General features: G+C 62.0%; 11 protein-coding genes. 6 read left to right on the forward strand and 5 right to left on the reverse strand.

Annotated features, from left to right (window positions below):
- Positions 1 to 34: 34 nt before the first annotated feature.
- The 6 genes from OZX73_RS07345 (at position 35) to OZX73_RS07370 (ending at position 13,471) form a co-directional block, all read left to right on the forward strand.
- Positions 35 to 6,061 (forward strand): Ig-like domain-containing protein, encoded by a 6,027-nt coding sequence (locus tag OZX73_RS07345; RefSeq protein WP_277150963.1) that lies wholly within the window; start codon positions 35 to 37, stop codon positions 6,059 to 6,061.
- Positions 6,062 to 6,203: 142 nt separating this feature from the next.
- Positions 6,204 to 7,715 (forward strand): MoxR family ATPase, encoded by a 1,512-nt coding sequence (locus OZX73_RS07350; protein WP_277148965.1) that lies wholly within the window; start codon positions 6,204 to 6,206, stop codon positions 7,713 to 7,715.
- A gap of 328 nt (positions 7,716 to 8,043) precedes the next feature.
- Positions 8,044 to 9,141 carry a DUF58 domain-containing protein gene (locus OZX73_RS07355; RefSeq protein WP_277150964.1) on the forward strand — a complete coding sequence of 366 codons (1,098 nt, stop codon included), beginning with the start codon at positions 8,044 to 8,046 and terminating at the stop codon, positions 9,139 to 9,141.
- Positions 9,138 to 11,897 carry a transglutaminase domain-containing protein gene (locus OZX73_RS07360; protein WP_277148967.1) on the forward strand — a complete coding sequence of 920 codons (2,760 nt, stop codon included), beginning with the start codon at positions 9,138 to 9,140 and terminating at the stop codon, positions 11,895 to 11,897. The genes OZX73_RS07355 and OZX73_RS07360 overlap by 4 nt, the downstream gene beginning before the upstream one ends.
- Positions 11,890 to 12,759, forward strand: coding sequence for a serine/threonine-protein phosphatase (locus OZX73_RS07365; protein WP_277148969.1), 870 nt, complete (start codon positions 11,890 to 11,892; stop codon positions 12,757 to 12,759). The genes OZX73_RS07360 and OZX73_RS07365 overlap by 8 nt, the downstream gene beginning before the upstream one ends.
- Positions 12,760 to 12,907: 148 nt before the next feature.
- Positions 12,908 to 13,471 (forward strand): hypothetical protein, encoded by a 564-nt coding sequence (locus OZX73_RS07370; protein ID WP_277148971.1) that lies wholly within the window; start codon positions 12,908 to 12,910, stop codon positions 13,469 to 13,471.
- Positions 13,472 to 13,630: 159 nt separating this feature from the next.
- Here the strand turns inward: OZX73_RS07370 and OZX73_RS07375 are convergent, their stop codons facing one another.
- The 5 genes from OZX73_RS07375 to OZX73_RS07395 form a co-directional block, all read right to left on the reverse strand.
- Positions 13,631 to 14,221 carry an FHA domain-containing protein gene (locus OZX73_RS07375; protein WP_277148973.1) on the reverse strand — a complete coding sequence of 197 codons (591 nt, stop codon included), beginning with the start codon at positions 14,219 to 14,221 and terminating at the stop codon, positions 13,631 to 13,633.
- 154 nt (positions 14,222 to 14,375) lie between these two features.
- Entirely contained in the window at positions 14,376 to 15,416 is a 1,041-nt protein-coding gene (locus tag OZX73_RS07380) for a LacI family DNA-binding transcriptional regulator (protein ID WP_277148975.1), read from the reverse strand.
- A 187-nt stretch (positions 15,417 to 15,603) separates the two neighbouring features.
- Positions 15,604 to 17,094, reverse strand: coding sequence for a glycoside hydrolase family 32 protein (locus tag OZX73_RS07385; protein ID WP_277148977.1), 1,491 nt, complete (start codon positions 17,092 to 17,094; stop codon positions 15,604 to 15,606).
- A 45-nt stretch (positions 17,095 to 17,139) separates the two neighbouring features.
- Entirely contained in the window at positions 17,140 to 17,994 is an 855-nt protein-coding gene (locus OZX73_RS07390) for a carbohydrate ABC transporter permease (protein ID WP_277148979.1), read from the reverse strand.
- Between the two features lie 6 nt (positions 17,995 to 18,000).
- On the reverse strand, positions 18,001 to 18,948 hold the full coding sequence (locus OZX73_RS07395) for a sugar ABC transporter permease (protein WP_277148981.1): 948 nt from the start codon (positions 18,946 to 18,948) through the stop codon (positions 18,001 to 18,003).
- Positions 18,949 to 19,023: the final 75 nt, after the last annotated feature.

Below are 19,023 nucleotides of genomic sequence, written 5' to 3' on the forward strand. Positions count from 1 at the left end.
GGCATCGGCAATGAAGTAGAGAAAGAAGCAGTTGATGAAGGCATCACGCAAACCACGGGGCGAGCATTCCATCCGCCTTGCCTTGAGACGCCTGAACTCGCAGACGAACCGCCGCTGGCTCACCCCCGTCCTTGTCCTGCTTCTGCTGCTCGGCATCGTGGCCGGGGCCATCATCATCAACACCCTGACCCGCACGCACGTCCACCTCGACGACGGCACGGTGTGGGTCACCTCGCTTAAGGACCGCAAGGCCGCGCGGTTCAATGTGAAGCTCCAGCAGGCCAACGGCGCGGTCTCGCCGACCACACCGACCTTCGACGTCAGCCAGCACGACGACGATGTCATTCTCTCCGACGGCGCGAAGGCGCAGGGCATCGTCTCCTCGAGCCTCGGCATCCACGGCAAAAGCGAGATCAGGAACTCCACCACCACGCTCATCGGCGGCGGCACCGCGGCGTTCCTGAACCACAAGACCGGCAATGTGTGGGCCGGGGACTCCAGCAACCTCGACTCGATAGCGCCCAAGACGACGCCCGCGCAAATGCAGCTCGGGACGCACGGGCTGCTCGCCGTCGACCGCAACGGGGCCATTTACGGCTACCGCCCGGCGGACGGGGCCGTGCTCAAGATGGACAACAGCCACAGCGCGCCCAAGACCCTCAAATCCATCACCGGCGGCAAGCAGGTCAACGCCGACAGCTTCACCGTCATCGGTGACCGTCCGGTGATCGCCACCAAGCAGAGCATCATGTGGCAGGGCGGCAGCGCGCAGATCGATTCGCGCGGGCCGGTGACCCTGCAGGCCGCACCAACCGACGACGCCCAAGGCGACTGGGTGGCGGCGAGCGCGCGCAACGGCGTCTTCACCGTCGATTTCAAGCACGGCAACAAGGTGACGCCCTTTATGAACAAAGGCACCGCAGAGGCCGCACAACCGGTCTCCTCCAAGGGCTGCGTCTACGCGGCGTGGTCGCAGCAGGCCCACAACTACATCCGCCTGTGCTCGGCCGATGGCGCGACGCAACCCGATGGCGGCAAAGGCGGGGCCAAGGCCACCTGGCAGACCCTGCAATCCATCTCGCCGACCTCCCAGCTTGTCTTCCGCACCAACCACCGGCTCGTCGTCTTGAACGACGTGACCAACGGCAACGTGTGGAACCCCGACGAGTCCAACAAGGTCATCAAGATCCAATGGCGCCAGATCGAGACCAAGAAGACCACCAACCAGCAGCAGAACTCCGATTCGGCGAACAACCAGACGCAGTTCAAGCCCAACTGCTCCGCCAAATCCGGCGAAATCAAGGCCGAGGACGACAGCTTCGGCGCGCGCGTCGGGGGCCAACAGATCCTGGATGTATTACGTAACGACGAGCAGACCGATTGCTCGGTGCTGCACATCAGCAAAGTCGGCCCGGTGACGGGCGCCGGCATCACCGTCTCCCCCATCTACTCCGGGCGTTACCTGCAACTCGACGCCACAGGGGCCAGCGCTGGCAGGACCAGCTTCACCTATGAGATCAACGACGGCCGCGGGCAGATCAGCAGCGCCACCGTCGAGCTGACCATCGCCGGCGGCGCCGCCAACCTGCCTCCCGCCCAGACCGACACCCCGCCCGAATACGACGTCGAGCAGGGAGCCACCTTCACCGTCAACGCCCTGGGCAGCTTCTCCGACCCGGAAGGTGACCCGATGACGCTGGTCTCCGCCGTGGCGCAGAACAACAACCAAGTCGCCATCTCCACCCGCGCCGACGGCCAGCTCGTCTTCAACACCGGCTCGCTGACCGGTGGCCGCGTAGGCGTCGAGGTCACCGTCTCCGACGGGATGCACACCGGCAACGGGCTCATCTACTTCTCCGTGCGCCCGGCGAACACGCTTCCGGCGCTGATCGACGCGGTGACCAAGAACACCACGCCCGACACCTCCACCACGGTCGAGCTCAAGCAATACGTGCACGGCACCAGCGCCCAGCCGCCCGTGCTTTCCGCAGTCAACACCCCGACCGGCACCACCACCGCGACCAATTCGGCCGACCTCTCCTTCACCTTCAAGGCCAGCAATCCCGGAACGTATTACGTTCCCTACACCATCAGCCAAGGCAGCGTCGAGGCGCAGGGCCTGGCGCGCATGGAGGTGCAGCCGGTGACCGGCGAATCCGCGAAACCGGTGGCCGCCAACGACGTGGCGCTTCTGGGCGCGGACCGCACCGCCATCGTGGAGCCGCTGAACAACGACACCGATCCGATGGGCGGCGTGCTTTCAGTGACCTCGGTGGACGTCGACCCGAAGCTCGGAATCAAGACCGGGCTGGTGGCGCACAAGCGCGTCTACATGACCGCGCGCCAAATTCCCACCAAGCCGGTGAAGCTCACCTACACCGTGGCCAACTCGGCGGGCTCGACCCGCGGCACCATCGTGCTGCAGCCGCCGGCACTCACCACCGCCAACGCGGCGCCGAAGGCCGCGAACGTCAACGCCAACGTGCGCACCGGCGGCATCGTCAGCGTCGATGTGATCGACCACGTCTCCCACGCCGACGGCACCACCGTGAAGCTGCAGAACACGTTGCAGTTCAGCAAGAAGACCTTCAGGGGCCTCGTCTTCGTCTCCGGCGACGACGTGCGTTATCAGGCCTCCGAGACGCCCGGCGTCTATCCGGTGACCTACACGGTGCGCGACAACCTCGGCAACGCGGCCTCCGGCATCATCACCATCACCGTGCACGCCAAGGACGCCAACAACAAGCCCGCCCCCACCCCGCAGGACACGCAGGCGCAGGTGGCCGCCGGCCAGAAAGTCCGCATCCCGATCACCCTGACGGGCATCGACAACGACGGCGATGACGACACCCTGCTCGGCCTGGGCGACAAATCCCCGAAGATGGGGCGCATCGACGAGGTCGGCGCGAACTACATGGTCTATGAGGCCTACAACGATTCGTCAGGCACCGACACCTTCTCCTACGCCGTCGAGGACTGGACCGGCCAACGCGCCCAGGCGCAGATCCGCGTGGGCGTCTACAAGGGCGCCTCCGATTCCGGCGTGTACGCGCGCGACGACCAGGTGACGCTACGCCCGAACACCGCGGCCAACGTACCGGTGGCGCAGAACGACATCTCCGGCGACAACACCGACCTGACCGTCAACAAGAACCTGCAGATGCAGGGCATCAGCGGGGCGAGTGTCGCCGACAACATGGTCTCGTTCAAGACCCCTGGACAGGCCGGAACGTCATACATCGTCTACACCGTGCAAGACAAGGCTGGCCTTTCCGACACGGCGACGCTGACGGTGATCACCGATCCGAACGCGCCGATCGAGCCGCCCACGGCCTACGATTACCGCGTGCCCTCGGCCGCCACGCTCGACAAGAAATCCGTGGACGTCGACCTCTCGCAATGGATCGCGAACCCTTCCGGCACCGCCGACGAGCTCAAGGTCGACATCGACCCGACCGCCACCGAACACGCCCGCGTCAAGGGCGGGGCCAAGTCCACCACGGTGACCGTCGACCTCACCGACGAGGCGCGCAGCGTGCCCTACACGGTGACGAACACCACCTACCACATCACCTCCACGGCCTTCGTGCAGGTGCCGCAATACGGCGTCTTCCCGCCGATGCTGCGCCCGAAGGCCCCGCCAATCAGGGTCAACGCGAAACGCAGCGTCAACATCAACATCGCTGATTACGTGCGTGTGGGTCCCGGCAAGACCCCGTACGTCGATAAGGATTCGATCAGCGCCACCAAGAGCGATAATTCTGATTACTACGTCAACGACCAGACCCTGAAGTTCGCCGCCCCGAAGGATTACGCGGGCCCAGCCTCCATCACCTTCACCGTCTCCGACGGCAAGCGTGACGACAACAGCAAGGACAAGAACGGCTCCAAGCAGGCCAAGATCATCAACTCGTCCGTGTTGACGCTGCCCATCACCGTCATCGGCCGCAACGTGCCGCCACCGACCTTCTCCTCCTCGACCATCAGCGTCGCGGCCGGCGAGGACGCCAAGACCATCGACCTGACGGCCCTGACCCACGCTCCCAGCGGCTTGGACGAGGACGAGAAGGACTACACCTATTCCGGCGGCGAGGCCTCCGGGTCGATCGAATCGCACCTGACCAGCGGCGGCAAGCTCACCGTGAAGGCCCCGACCGACGCGGCCGTGGGGTCGATGTCGAGCATCCCCATCTCCATCAAATACTCCAACGGCACGGTCTCCGCAGGGCTGACGGCGCAAGTGGTGCAATCCACCCGCCCGCTCGCCCAGATCTCCGGAGTCAGCAAGCGCATGAACGCCGGCGACTCCACCACCGTCGACATCGTCTCCGGAGCGTTCAACCCGTTCCCGGGCACGCCGCTGAGCGTGGTGAGCTGCCAGGCCGACGACACCGCGAAGCTCAAGGTCGACTGCGGGTCCAAGGGCTCCATCGGCATCCACGCGGCCGCCGACATCGGCGCCTCGTCGAACACCGTGGTGGTCAACGTCCAGGACGCCACCAAGACCAAGGAGCGCGAGGTCAGCGCCACCATCACCATCTCGGTGATCGACAAGCCCGCTGCCCCACTGCTCTCCCCGGTCGCCGGCCAACCCGCCGACGGCGCGGTCAACCTGAGCTGGACGCCGGGCACGGCCAACGGCAGCCCCATCAGCGACTACGAGGTGGATTACGACGGCAACGCCAAGTCGTGCGGCGCGGTGACCACCTGCAACATCACAGGACTCACCAACGGCAAAAACTACAGCTTCAGCGTCAAGGCCAAGAACGAGGCCGGCTGGTCGAAGCCGTCCAACAGCGTCGAGGCCATGCCCGACAAGGTGCCCGACGCCCCCAGTGGCATCAAGGTTGAAGGCGGCTACAAATCCGTGACAGTCAGCTGGGACGCACCAAGCTACACTGGCACCAAACCAGACGACTATACAGTAACAATGAACGACAAGGTCAAACACACCAGTAGCCTGAGCTGGACATTCAAACTAGACAATGGCGAAATCAGCGATGGCACAGCCTTCAGCGCCACTGTTCGTGGGCATAACCGCGCAGGCGACGGTCCGGTAAGCTCCACAGTCTCAGCTGGCAACAATGTCGCCTGGGGAGATCCGGATTCTCCAACGGTTACCATGACTCCTCACAACGATCAAATAGATGTCAAAGTCGTTCTCAGCAATATGCGCAACGCAGGTTGCGGCAGCATCTCAGTATCCGGCGATCTCTCGCCGGAGCTTTCCTGCGATACCCTCAATGCCTCGGTAACGGTCAACAAATCACAATATAATAAAGAACAAAAAATAACCGTTACTGTTAACCCGCAACATTCTGCCAAAGCCGCTGAAGCCTCCGCAAGCGCGACGCCCACTTATACCATCAAGAAACCGACCATCAGCATCTCACTCAACCATGGAAATGGCGAATGCTCAGTGAACATGACAGGCAACGGGGAATACGACAGTTTCGTAGTCAACTCGGCAGATGTCAACGATAATCCCCATATATACGGAACCGCGAGTCCATGGGGCACTTGCGCTGGCGTAAGCGTAGCACAAAAGCTCAATGGGACCGCTGGGACCGCTGAAACGGTCCAATCCAATGATGTCTATAAGAAGAAAGCGGAAATCACCAACAACTTCACTATGACTTGGGATGGAACCAACCGTAATATCATCAATGTCACCGGTGGAAACAGCGACAACTACAACAACCATGTCACTTATAACCTCACCATCAGCGCCAATCATCTTGATGCCGTTTGTGCGGGCTGGCAACCGGGTAGGGAGATGGGTTGTAACGTCTCAACACTCACTCCCCATGACGAGAATTTATTAAATAGTGATTATACGTGGAAAATCACCGCTACCATAGCCGCTGCGGGATCAGACACCCAATACAATGCCACAGCTTCCGGCGACGGACTCACCGGTAGTCGTGTAGCCGCCGCTGGAATAGGAAGCGAATCGTTGGAGACCCAAAGTCTGACGGAACCATTCCCGACTTTGCAGAGATACGTCATGAGGCACAATATCGCTACCACCTCATTAGCGGAACAGGGAATCACGCGATGACAACAATCAGAGCAAAGACCAGCGTGGCTATGAAATCATATGAGCTTTTCTGCACTGACATGCACAGACTCAAATGCCTTAGCAACCGAAACAAACACATAAGCAATCATCAATCGGCTCATCACATCATAAAGGAGAACCTATGAGCACACACAAGAGCGACCCGTCCAACGATGAGACGAAGATCTCGGATGCCACGCACCTTTCCGACGCAACTCATCTTTCGAAGCTTTCAAATGGCAAGGACGCCAAACCCAACGACAACACCATGTTCCCTTCGCTGCCGAAGCGTTCCAAGTCCAAGGGCAGGCACACCGACCCGGGCGATGACAGCACTGTGCTCGGCTCCATCCATGGCATCGGTGAAGGCAACGACATCAGCGAGGCGACAGTACTGAGCTCCTCGACGCCGCAGACCGGTGTTGTCTCCCCCGCTCTGCCCACCCAGAACGCGGCCTATGCAGGTACGGCCAATCCCGGCAACGCCTATGCTTCCCCGGCGAACACCACTACGGCCACAGCGGCGCAGACGCCTGCCGCCCGACCCATGGGTGCACCGGCGAACACCTACCAGCCCACACCGTCGGCAGGTTACGCGGCACAACCGCAAACTCCGGCCGCCTCATCCGCCGCGGACGCCTCGCGACTTTCGGCCCCTTATGCCTCGGCGACACCAACCTCAAGCATCATCGAGCCGCCGGACGCCACCATCCTCGATTTCAAGCGCTCCTTCGACGCCCTGGTCGACAACATCGGCAAGGTCGTCGTCGGCAAGCCCGAACCCATCAAGCTGTGCGTGACGGCGCTGATGGTCGGCGGCCACGTCCTTCTGGAAGACAACCCCGGCACCGGCAAGACCCAGCTGGCGCGAGGCCTGGCCAATTCCATCGCCACCTCGTTCAAGCGCATCCAGTTCACCCCCGACCTGCTGCCAAGCGACGTGGTCGGTGTGACCTTCTACGACCAGAAATCCGGCGAATTCGAGTTCCGTGAGGGCCCGATTTTCGCCTCCATCGTCCTGGCCGACGAAATCAACCGCGCCTCGCCGAAGACCCAGTCCGCGCTGCTGGAAGTGATGGAAGAGCAGAAGACCACCGTCGACGGCAAGACCTACCCGATGCCGCAACCGTTCATCGTCATCGCCACGCAGAACCCGCTGGAACAGCTCGGCACTTACAAGCTGCCCGAGGCGCAAATGGACCGCTTCCTCATCAAGACTTCTGTGGGTGCGCCCGGCCACGACGTGTCGATCAGCATTCTGAAGGACATCGACATCACCGACCGCGCCCAGACCGTCTCCTCGGTTTTGAGCGGCGACGACGTGATTAGGATGCGCAAGACCGCCAGCAGGATCCGCGTCGACGAGCACATCCTCGAATACATCGAGCGCCTTATCGAGGCTACCAGGCTGAGCGAGAAACTGCGCGTGGGCTCGTCCATGCGTGGCGCGCTGGCGCTGACCCGTTGCGCCCGCATCTGGGCCGCCGCCGACGGACGCGACTACGTCATCCCCGACGATGTGCGCGACCTCGCCGTGCCGGTACTCGCCCACCGCATCATCCTGAACGCCGAGACCGCCTTCAAGGGCGAGACCGCCGAACAAATCGTCGCCGAGATCGTCGAAACCGTCCCCGCGCCGAACATTGGAGCCTGAAAGCCGCACCATGCACTTCTCCACACACCGACAACAATCGCCAGCGACACCCATAGCGGCGGCAGAGGCCATACCATCCCAGACGGCCTTTCCCTCCGCCGGCTCCCGCAGCTCAGGGCGGGCGGCCAACAAGCGCCGCAAGGGCCATCGCCCGCGCTTTTCGGGCACCGGCTCGCCGAAACGTAACGGCGGCGGCAACAGCGGCAAAGACAACGTCCGCCTGGCCCGCGCCGCGCTCAAGGTGCGCCGTTTCGCCGCCAAGCTACGCAAACGTCTGCCAGGCTGGCTGACGGCCTACGTCTCGCCGCTGGGCTGGTCCGTGACGGCCATGGGCGTGGTGTGTCTGGCCGCCTTCCCGTCGCTGGGATGGCACGAGTTGCTGGTCTGTGGCGTCATCGCGATGTTCATGCTGCTGTGCGGCATCGCCATGTCACTTGGTAATACAAAATTCCATGCCACGCTCGGCGTCTCCGACGACCGCATCACCGTGGGCGACACGGTCCGCGTCGATGTCAATATATCCAACCCCGGCAAAAGCCCGACCGTGAGCGTGCGCGGCGACCTGCCGATGGGCGAGACCCACCAGCGCTTCCGCATCCCCGCCCTGGCGCCCGGCAAGGCCAAAGACGAGCAGGTCGAGTTCCGCGCCACCTCGCGCGCGGTGCTGCCCGTGGGCCCGTTGAAGATCAGCAAAGGCGACCCCTTCGGCATCGTCCGGCACGAGCAGTCGCTCTCCGAGTCCGTCAAGGTGTTCATCCACCCGAAGACCATCGTACTCAACACGCTCAATTCCGGCATCTTCCGCGACCTGGAAGGCAGCCCCTCCGGCCAGGTGGTCGACGACGACCTCGACTTCTACGGCCTGCGCGAATACCGCCCAGGCGATGACATGCGCAACGTCCACTGGCTCTCCTCGGCCAAGACCGGCACACTGATGGTCCGGCAATACGAGGCCACCAAACGCACCGACACCTCGATCACCCTCGGCGTCAATCCCGCCGATTATTCCAGCGAGGACGAGTTCGAGCTGGCCGTCAGCGTCGCGGCCTCCATCGGCACCGAATGCCTCATCGAAGACCGTCCGCTGGCCATCCAGGCCTCGTCCGATTCGTTGATCCCGCGCGGCCCCACGCCGTTCCTCGACTGGATGAGCGGGGTGAGCCCCGACATGGACGAGAACCCGAACCTGGCCGTCACCACGCTGGAGACAAGTCCCAGCGCCTCGTTCTATTTCTTCGTCGTCGGCGCGGGCACGAAACTCGAGCGCCTCCGCCACATCGCAGCGGCGCTCAGCAAAGAGTCGATTTGCGTCATGCTGCAGATCGACCCCGTTGCCGGCAACGCCATCCACCAGTACGACGACTTCACCCTGGCCACGCTTTCCAGCCTGGATGAGCTGCCTTTGATCATGGAGGCGCTGAAATGACGGATATCTCGTCTCTTGCCAACAACGGCACGGCAGCAGCCAACACGGCGTCCGCGTCCGCGTCCGGCGCCGCGTCCGCGTCCTCCCTCCCCGACTTCACCGGCACCACCAACACCACCGGCTCCTGGGCCAGCACCACCCGCTCACCCATCGCCCTGACAGCCACCAGCAACGGCCAACGCCAGATCTTCGTCACCGTGCGCCGTCCTTGGGCCACGGCGATCGTCGGAGCCCTGCTCACCCTCGTGGTCATCGCCCTCAACTCGGCCAATCTGATCGATGTCTACGGCAGTCCGCTGGTATGGGCCATGGCCGCGATTCCGGCCGCGTTCATCGGCGCGCTCATCGCCCTCGCCGGCATCTTCCCGGCCCTGAAGCTCTGGTGGCAGATCGTATTCCTCATCCTCGCCCAGTTCATCGTCGGCCCGATCATCGCGCTCAACGACACGACCATCGCCCATATCGTGCCGACCTTGCGGACGCTGAGCCAAGGCTTCACGCAGACCTTCGGCTCGTTCAAGTACGTCATCGCCGTCATCCCGCCGCTCGGCTCGGCCAACGGCAGCTTGATGGCCCTGTGGACGCTCAACCTGTGGACGGCGTTCCTCGCGGGCGTCTTCGCGGTCTCGGTGAGCAACAAACTCAACCTCATCACGGTTCTCCCGCTGGCCCTCAACCTGGCGGTCAGCGCACTGCTCGGGACCAGCCATGGCACGGCACGCCCGGTCTGTGGCATCATCGCCATGCTCGCGGTGGTCATCTGGCTTTCGTGGCGTTGGCAATCGCTTGATTATCAGCGTTTCATCAGTATCATCATCATTCTCGTGCTCACCGTGGGCCTCGCCTTCGGAGCAAGCCTTATCGTCCCGCAGCACCGCCTGACGTTGCGCGACCGCTACAACCCGCCGCTCGACCCGCACCAATACACAAGCCCGTTGAGCGAGATGCGCTCCTACGTCAAATACCACAAGAAAGACAAACTGGTCACCGTCACGGGCCTGCCCGCCGGCACACCGGTGCGCCTGGCCGTGATGGACCGCTTCGACGGCAACGTCTGGAACCTCTCCGACTCCTCGGACGCCTCGGATTCCTCCGATTACCGCAAGGTCGGCAGTGGCATTCCCTCCAGCCAGGACGGCGAGAAGTTCAAGGCCACCTTCAAGCTTCACAAAGGCTTCTCCGAGCAATGGCTGCCGTTGGCGGGCGACGCCACGGCCATCGGCCTGGACGACAATGACCTGTATTACAATATCGGCACCCATTCCGCCATCGTCCCCAACGGCACGCTGGCCGGCCAGACCTACACGGAATCCGGCAGGATCACCGCCGTGCCGAGCCAGCAGGAGATAGCCCACGCCAGCGCCCGGAAAGTCACGCAACCCGAGGCCAAGGACATCCCCGACAGCGCCAGCAAGCTCGCCCCCGCGCTGACCGGCAAGCAGTCCACCGACGGCGCCACGGCCCAGACGCTGGCCACGGCGCTCAAGACCAAAGGCTGGTTCTCCCACGGACTGACCGGCGACTACCCGTCGCTGCCCGGACACGGCAACTTCCGCATCGACTCCATGCTCGGCGGCACCGCCATGGTCGGCGACAGCGAGCAATACGCCTCGGCGATGGCCATGATGGTCCGCGAGCTCGGCCTGCCCAGCCGCGTCGTGCTCGGCTTCGTGCCCAAGGACAAGGACGGCAACATCTCCAAGACGCGCACCACGCACGGCAAGAACGGCGTGACGCAGACCGAATTCACCGGCAACGACATCGAGGCCTGGGTCGAGATCAACCTCAAGGGCTACGGGTGGGTCGCCTTCTACCCCACCCCCAAGGAGACGAAGGTCCCCAACAAGAACCAGAACCTCACCCCACCCAACCCGAAGACGCTGGTGCGCCAGCCTCCGGTGCCATTGGTAGACCCGCTGCACGACCAGAACCAGGCGCGCGACCAGTCGGCGCTCGACGGCGCGGACGCCGGCGACCTGAACGGCAACGCGATGCTGATGAAGATCCTCGCGATCGCCGGCAAGGTGGCCGTCTACGGCAGCCCGCTGTGGATCATCCTCATCATCTGCGGGCTGATCCTCCTGATCAAGGCGGTCCAGCTGGCCTTCATGGCCCGGCGTGGCAGCCCGCGGCAACGAATCGTCTCCGGATGGCGCGCCATCGACATGCTCGCCGACCAAAGCGGCATCAAGACCAGCGGCACCCGACGCGACCAAGTCGCCCAGATCGACGCGGCTCTTCAGGCCGCGCGGCTTGGCGCCGAAGCAACCCCGACCCCGCTAACCGCAACGGATGCAAGTGACACCAACAGCAGGAAGCGTCGCAAGGCGAAGGCCGCCGCCAAAGCCGAGGTCAAGGCACGCAAACGCGCCGCGGCCCTAGCCGCCAAGCCTGTCGGCATGGGCCAGTTGGGGCTCCTGTGCCGCGAAGCCGATTGGGTGGCTTTCTCCGGCAAGTCCCCCAAGGATACGGAAAAGGCGTCCAAGGACTACTGGAAGCGCGTCAAGGCCGCACGCAAGGCCATGCTTGCCGCCCAGCCACGTTTGCGCCGCCTGCGCACCAAGCTCTCGCTGAAGGGCGTGTTCCATAAACCGCATATCGATCTCAAGGCGATCTGGCGGAAAGTGGCCAACCATGGCCCCAAGTCCAAGGGCAAAGTCAAGAAAAACCCGACAAAATCGAAGCCTATACTGAAAGGTATGCGTCGAAAAGCAAGCAAAGCCGCCCCGCACGGAAAGGTGTCAAGTCATGAGTGATCATCCGCATATCCGCGTGGGCATCGGCAGCGACATCGGCAAGCGCCGCCACAACAACCAAGACAACGGCCTGGCCGCGCAGGGCGTCTACGTGGTCTGCGACGGCATGGGCGGCGGCGTCGGCGGCGAACGTGCGAGCGCGCTAGCGGTCGAGCGGTTCCGCGCGCTGGCCGACAAGCCGGTCCGCTCCCGCGAGGCCATCGAATCCGCGCTGAATGAGGCGCAACGCGAGGTCTACGACCTGGGCCAGGACCTTGGCGGTGTGGCCGGCACCACGGCGACCGGCATTATCCTCCCCTCGCGCCCGGAGCCGCCTCAAGACGAGGAGCAGGCCCCGCTCTGGTATGTGGTCAATGTCGGGGATTCGCGCACCTACCATTTCGATTGCGACGCCCAAGGCAGGCCCATCGCGGCTTCGATCAGCCATATCACCAAGGACCATTCCCAGCGCCAGCAGGCCATCGATTCAGGGCTTATGCTGCCGCAAGTGGCCAACGCCACCATCCCGCGCAACGTCATCACCCAGTGCATCGGGGCGCCGCAGGGCATCAAGCCCGACTTCTACGCCGTCGTGCCGCAAGGCCGGTTCGTCGTCTGCTCGGATGGCCTCTATTCCGAGGTCGATGACGTGCATATCGGCGCCATCTGCGAGGCGAACCCCGACCCCCAGCAGGCCGTCGACGCCCTGATCGCCGCGGCCCTCGAGGCGGGCGGGCACGACAACATCACCATCATCGTGGTGGATGTGTGGCCCAGCTCCGAGGCGATTGCCCAAAGCCCTTGGAACGCCAGCAAACTGGACGCCGGCGAAGAGCTCGAGACCATCGGCGACATCACGCTGGACAGCCTTCATACCACATAAACCCCTGCGTATGCGCGAATATGCTCCGGCGCATGACACAGCGACCTTTGGCCCCTATAATTGGAACAATACAGCATCGATACTTATACAAAATAAAAACGATGAAACCATAGATTCATCGTGAACAAGAAAGAGAAGTGAAGGCAACATGGTTGATTACGACACCGCCGTCGCCACGGTTCAGGATTCCAACGCAGATCCGGTCATGCTGGCGAAAGTCGCCTACGAAAACCCGGACTTCGGTGCCAATGTCGCCGCGAACCCCCGCGCCTACCCCGGGCTCAAGCGTTGGCTCGCGCAGTTCGGCGACGACCGTGCCCGCGAGACGCTCAAATCCATGGGCTTCGACGTGCCGGCCCAGGCAGTGACCCCGCAGGAGGCGCAGCCACAGGCCGTAAACACGGGCACGCCTTATATCGCTGACCAGCAGCAGGCCGGCGCCGGATACACGGCCGCGCAGGCCCAGCCCGCCGCCAATGCCAACGCCTATGCCGCCCAGCAGACCCCGGTGGCCACGAACGCCTACGGCTACACCGCCGAGCAGGCCCTCGACCCGAACACCGACCAGATGACCATCGCCAGCATCGCCCAATACGCCCCGGAGCTGCGCCCGTGCCTGGCCCGCAACCCCAACACCTACCCGGAGCTCTTGAACTGGCTCGCCCAGCTGCATGACCCGGCCATCGACGCCGCGCTGGCCACCAGGCAATAAGCGGGAGTTTTCTGTCTGTCAAACGGCAGCGCGTTGAAGCTTTAGCGCAAACGCACATAATAATGCTTCAACGTGCAACGCAAAAGGACCTACCCACACGGATAGGTCCTTTTGCTATATGTTCGACGTCTTGTCTTGTCACGCGCTCACGCGCACTGCTCACGACTCTTCGGTGAGCTTGAAGAACTGATCTCCGATACGCAACGTCGTGGGGGCCACAAGCTGGACGGGATGGTCCTTGACCTGCACCTCGTGATCGTGGTCGATGATATACGTGCCGTTCAGCGACCCGTAATCCTCGATCCACAGCACGCCGTCCTTGTCGTAGCTGACGGCGGCGTGGTTGCGCGAGACGGTGCGTGTGGGGTCGGCGAGTTTGATCGACATCGCGCCTTGCGGCACCGTGGCCGAGACGTTGCGGCCGAGCAGGGCGCTCTTGTCAAGCACGATGTCCTGGCCCGTCGCGTCGTTGTGGAGGCGATAACGCTTCTTCGGCTTCTCGGTCATGAAGGCGGTGGACAGCACCGTGCCGTCCCAATCCTCGATATCGCCCTCGCTGTTGGTCTCGGGCATCGAAGACGACCACCCGGCGTCGGCCGAGGGCTGTTGCTGCGCCACCTGTGCTGCCGCCGTTTGGGCGGGTTGACTGGCCGCTGGCTGGTCTTCTGCGACCTGGTTCGCGGACACGACTGTGGCATCATCGTCATACCATCCGAGCTCCGGTGGCGGCGGAAAAGGCAAAGTACTCATAAATGCCATATTACCGCGAAACCCGGATACCTTGATAATCACGCTCAGCGTTCATGCGAGCCACCGTTTCTTTCCTCACGATACCGATATTCTTGCACGGCCATCCTTGCACGGCCATTCTCGGCGGACAGGACCGACCTCATCCATGCCACCATCAATTGGCCGTTCCGCAATCCGGAAACAACGGCATCAACGTCGGCTCGAGGTCCGGGTCGAAGTTGTCCGTTTCATGCCCGTCGGACATACGCACCGGCAAGGTGTAGGTGAGCCGCACATCCGAATCGTGATTCATCCTTTTGATCAACACGTCCACCAGGGTCTTGGCGAGCTGGTCGAAAGGCTGGATGATCGTCGGGAATGGCGGGTAGCCGGTCTGGTAGACGAAAGAGCCGTCATAGCCGCACATGAACAGGTCGTCGGGTACCTTCACCCCATGCTCCAACGCGGTCCTTTGGAACGCGAGGATGACCAGATCGGAGGCGAAGATCCCGTCGATCCCGGGATTGGAGGCGAAGAAGTGGTCGGCCATCCCCAGATACGTCGAGAACTCGAACTGGTTGAGCTTGAGCTCGAAAGTGGAGCACTTGATGCCGTGGGCGCGCATCTGCTCGGCGAAGACGCGATGCCGCTGGATCGAAGGGGACCTGACCTTGGTGTTGCCGATGATCTGCGCGACGTTCTTGCAACCGTGCCCGATCACGGCTTCGGAGGCCAGGATGCCGCCTTGCGTATGGTTGGCGTTGACCACGGGGATGGTGTCGGCGAGATCGCGGTCGAGGGCGACGATCGGCGCCTCGATGTTCTTGTAGTTGATGTCGATGGAGTGGCTGCCGATGATAATCCCGTCGACCTTGTTGGCCGTAAGCATGCTGATGCATTTCTTCTCCTTCTCCGAGGAGTGCATCGTGTTGCACAGTATCATCCGGTAATCATGCGCGGCCAGCTGGTCCTCGATTTTGGAGGTCATCGTGGCGAAGAACGGTTGTATGACATCAGGGATGACGAGTCCCACGATGTTCGTCTTGTTGTTGTAGAGGCTGCGGGCGATCTGGTTCGGCTGGTAGTGCAGGGAATCGATGGCGTCCTGGATCTTGCCGCGGGTTTCCTTGGAAATGTAGCCGCGGTTGTTGAGATACCGTGAAACGGTGTTTTTTGAAACGTTCGCACGATGGGCGACATCGGTTATGGTAGCCATTTTCGCATCCTCTATCACATCAGACATGTAAGCCGAATCCAAAAGACACCCTGACGCCCTTGAACCCGCGCAACCATCAGGAATATCACAGAATATCGGTTTTCATCACAGTTTGACCGTTGGCTCAACACTTTCGTACCACAATATACGCGTCGAACCAACGGTCTGAAACTACACTATTCCATCGCTATTGTATCGGCGCGTCAGCCATTCCGCACCATGAGACGTCCTCAAGGGCGAGCGGGCCGCCATGTGAGCGAACCGATACGCCATTCTGCGACGAGGGCGCAAAGACGTTCATGGAATGGACGTTGGTGCCGTTGTCGGCGAAGACCTCGATCGAGCTCTGGTCGGAATAGACCGTCACGTCAAGCTTGTCGCGCCCACACAGATCAAGCGTGCTGCGGCTGGCGCCACGGCTCCAACCGTCGGACCCATCCCTGCACAGCCGCAGTTGCGCATGCTCCAAATCAAAGGTGCAAACCACCTGGCGGCCGCCCCCCTGGCGCAACAGCAAATCGAAAGACGAGCAATCGCTGGCACGCAGGTCGATGTCGAAGGACAGGCGGAACGCGACGCCGTCGCCGGCCTCAATCTTCGCGTCCTCGCCGCCCGCGAGACGCAATCGGGGCATCGAGCCTTCGTCGCGGGCGAGCAGGGATAGCTCACCCACGGGCCTGCAACTCAACAACCCATCATCGCTCAAGGTGACTTCCCTAGGCAAGGTCAGCGAGCCGCACCACCCATCGTGGTACGTGGGCCCCCAATCCTTGAACTGGGTCATCCATTGCCAGCCATTGGCCCATCCGACCATGATCCTGCGGCCATTGGCGTCCAGGAACGTCTGCGGCGCATAAAAGTCGAGGCCCCAATCCACCTCGCCTTGGCTGCGCGGGCAGAACACGCCCGTCCGGTAGTCGAAGTCGCCCACGAAATAGACGACCTTGCGGTCCCCCATGCCCATCGGCGAGCAGATGAACACCCATTTGCCGCCCAGCTCGAAGAAATCAGGGCACTCCCACATGTACCCCAACTCGCCGCGCGACTCCAGCAGGACATTGAAGAACTCCCAATGAAGCAAGTCCGGCGAACGATAGAGCAACGCCTGCCCGCGGTCGCCTTTCTGCACCCCGCAGACCATGTAATAGCTGCCATCGTGCTCCCAGACCTTCGGGTCGCGGAAGCAATCTGGCTTGACGCCCTCCGGGGCGCAAAGGACGGGGTTGCCTTCGTATTTGCGAAAATGCACGCCGTCCTCGCTCACCGCGACATTCTGGGTCTGCTCGAGGCCGTCGCCTCGGTTCGCGGTGCCCGTGTAGATCAGATAGAGCTTGCCGTCCTTTTCGATGGCCGAACCCGAAAAGCAGCCTCCCTGCTCGTGGTCGTCGTAGGCCTCGCTGGGCGCCAAGGCGATGGGAAGCGACCTGAAATGGACCAGGTCGTCGCTCACCGCATGTCCCCAATGCATCTTCCCCCAGAAGCTGGAGAAGGGGTTGAATTGATAGAAGTAATGGTATTGCCCTTTATAGTAGATCAGGCCATTGGGATCGTTGATCCAACCGCACGGCCCCATGAAGTGGTATCGCTGCCTCATGGGCGTTCGCGCGACCGGTCCGGCGTGCTCATCGATGTATCGCTGGGCGCGCCCGATCGAGGCCTGCATGCTTTCCTGTGACATTATTCGTTTACTTCCTTTCGTGCCGCATCAGTCCGAATGTCCCGCTCATCCCTTGATCGACCCGGCCAGCATCCCGGAGACCAGGTAACGCTGCAGGAAGAAGGAAATCACAATGACCGGCAGCGAGAAGAGCACCGCCGCGCCCGTCATCGGCCCGAGATCGAGGTTGTAGGAGGTCAGGAACTCGGAGAGGGCGACGGGAACGGTTTTGGCGTTGCTGCTGGTGAGCAGCAAGGCGACAAGGAAATCGTTCCACGCCAGCAGGAAGGTGAAAATGCCGGTGGAGATGAGGCTTGGCGTCACCACAGGCAGGATCACGCTGGTGAACGTCTTCAGCGGGCCGGCCCCGTCGATGGCGGCGGCCTCGTCCAGGTCCACGGGCACGTCCTTGAAGAAGCTGATCATCATCCATAGCACGAACGGCATGTTGACCCCCGCGTAGACGATGCACAACACCGGCAGGTAATCGTAAAAGCCGAACTGCTGCACCAAGGTGTAGATCGGGACGACGATGCTCGACATCGGGATCATCTTGAGGCACAGCACCAGCACCAGGAGGACGTTGCTGAACTTCGACATCGCCGTGCGCGAGATCGCGTAGGAGGCCAGGGAGCCCAGCAACAGGCAGATGATGGTGCTCACCGTGGCGGCGACGAAGCTGTTGACGAAGTACTTGCCCATGTCGGAGGTCGCGAAGACCGTCTGGTAGTTCTCCAGCGACCACGACTTCGGGAAGAATGTCGGGTTGACCGAAATGACGTCCTTGGACGGCTTGAACGACGAGAACAGCATGTAGAGGTACGGGAAGATGAAGACCAGCAGGAAGATGACCGCCAAGGCGTACATGGCGATGATCCAGACATTGTCGCTTTTGTTGCGGCCGAATTTCTCATTGAACATTTTCGATCAGTCCTTGTTCTGCTTGCGCTGGGAAAGAAGCGTGATGGCTATCAGCACGACGATGAAGATGACCGCCATGGCGCTGGCGTAGCCGACATCCCCGTAACGCTGGAGCATCTTGTAAATCAGCACGCTCAACAGCTCGGAGGAACCTTGCGGGCCGCCTTGCGTCATCGCCCAGATGATGTCGAAGGTCCTGGCCGCGTCGATGACACGGATGACCAGCGCGCTGAAGAGCACGCCCCTGATGTTCGGGATGATGATGTGGATGACGATCTGCCACTTGTTGGCGCCCTCCACCGCGGCGGACTCGTAAAGGCTGCTGGGGATGGATTGGATACCCGCCAGGAACATCAGCATCATGAACGGCGTAGTGAGCCAGATGTCCGCGATGATGCAGGATATCAGCGAAAGCCTTGAGTCGGAAAGCCATAATATGCTGCTGGTCGAATGGATCACGCCCAACTTCACCAGCAGGGTGTTGACGATGCCGAACTGGCTGCTGAGCATGAACTTCCACACCAGGCCGGCGACCAACGGCGCGATCATCAGCGGGGAAAGGATGAATGTCCTGATCGCCTTGAAGCCGCGGTATTTGTTGGTCAGGATCACCGCGAGCGCCAGGCCCAGGATGGTCTCGAAGCCGACGGCGATGATCACGTAGATCAGCGTGTGCCAGGAATCCGCCAGGAACTGCGAGGAAGTGAACGCCTTGATGTAGTTCTTCAGGCCCACGAACGTGCGGCCATCATAATTGTCCCCGACATTGAACAGGCTGTCATAGAAAAGTTTAAGCAGGGGGAACAGCAGGAACACGGCCATGAAGATCCCGGCCGGCAGGAAGAACAGGCATACCGTCCTCTTGTCGAGCGTCGAGGAAAGCATCGTGTTCCGGTGCTTCTTGGCCACAGAACCATCGCCCGCCTGTATCTGTGTTTTTTGTTTGTCTTTCATATTTTCCTCGTTTGAAAAATGCGGGAGATGACCCAGGCCGCGCCCTCATAGGAGGTTTCTGGTTTTCGGGCACGG

The sequence above is a fragment of the Bifidobacterium sp. ESL0775 genome (genome assembly GCF_029395475.1).
In the GTDB taxonomy this organism is placed as follows: domain Bacteria; phylum Actinomycetota; class Actinomycetes; order Actinomycetales; family Bifidobacteriaceae; genus Bifidobacterium.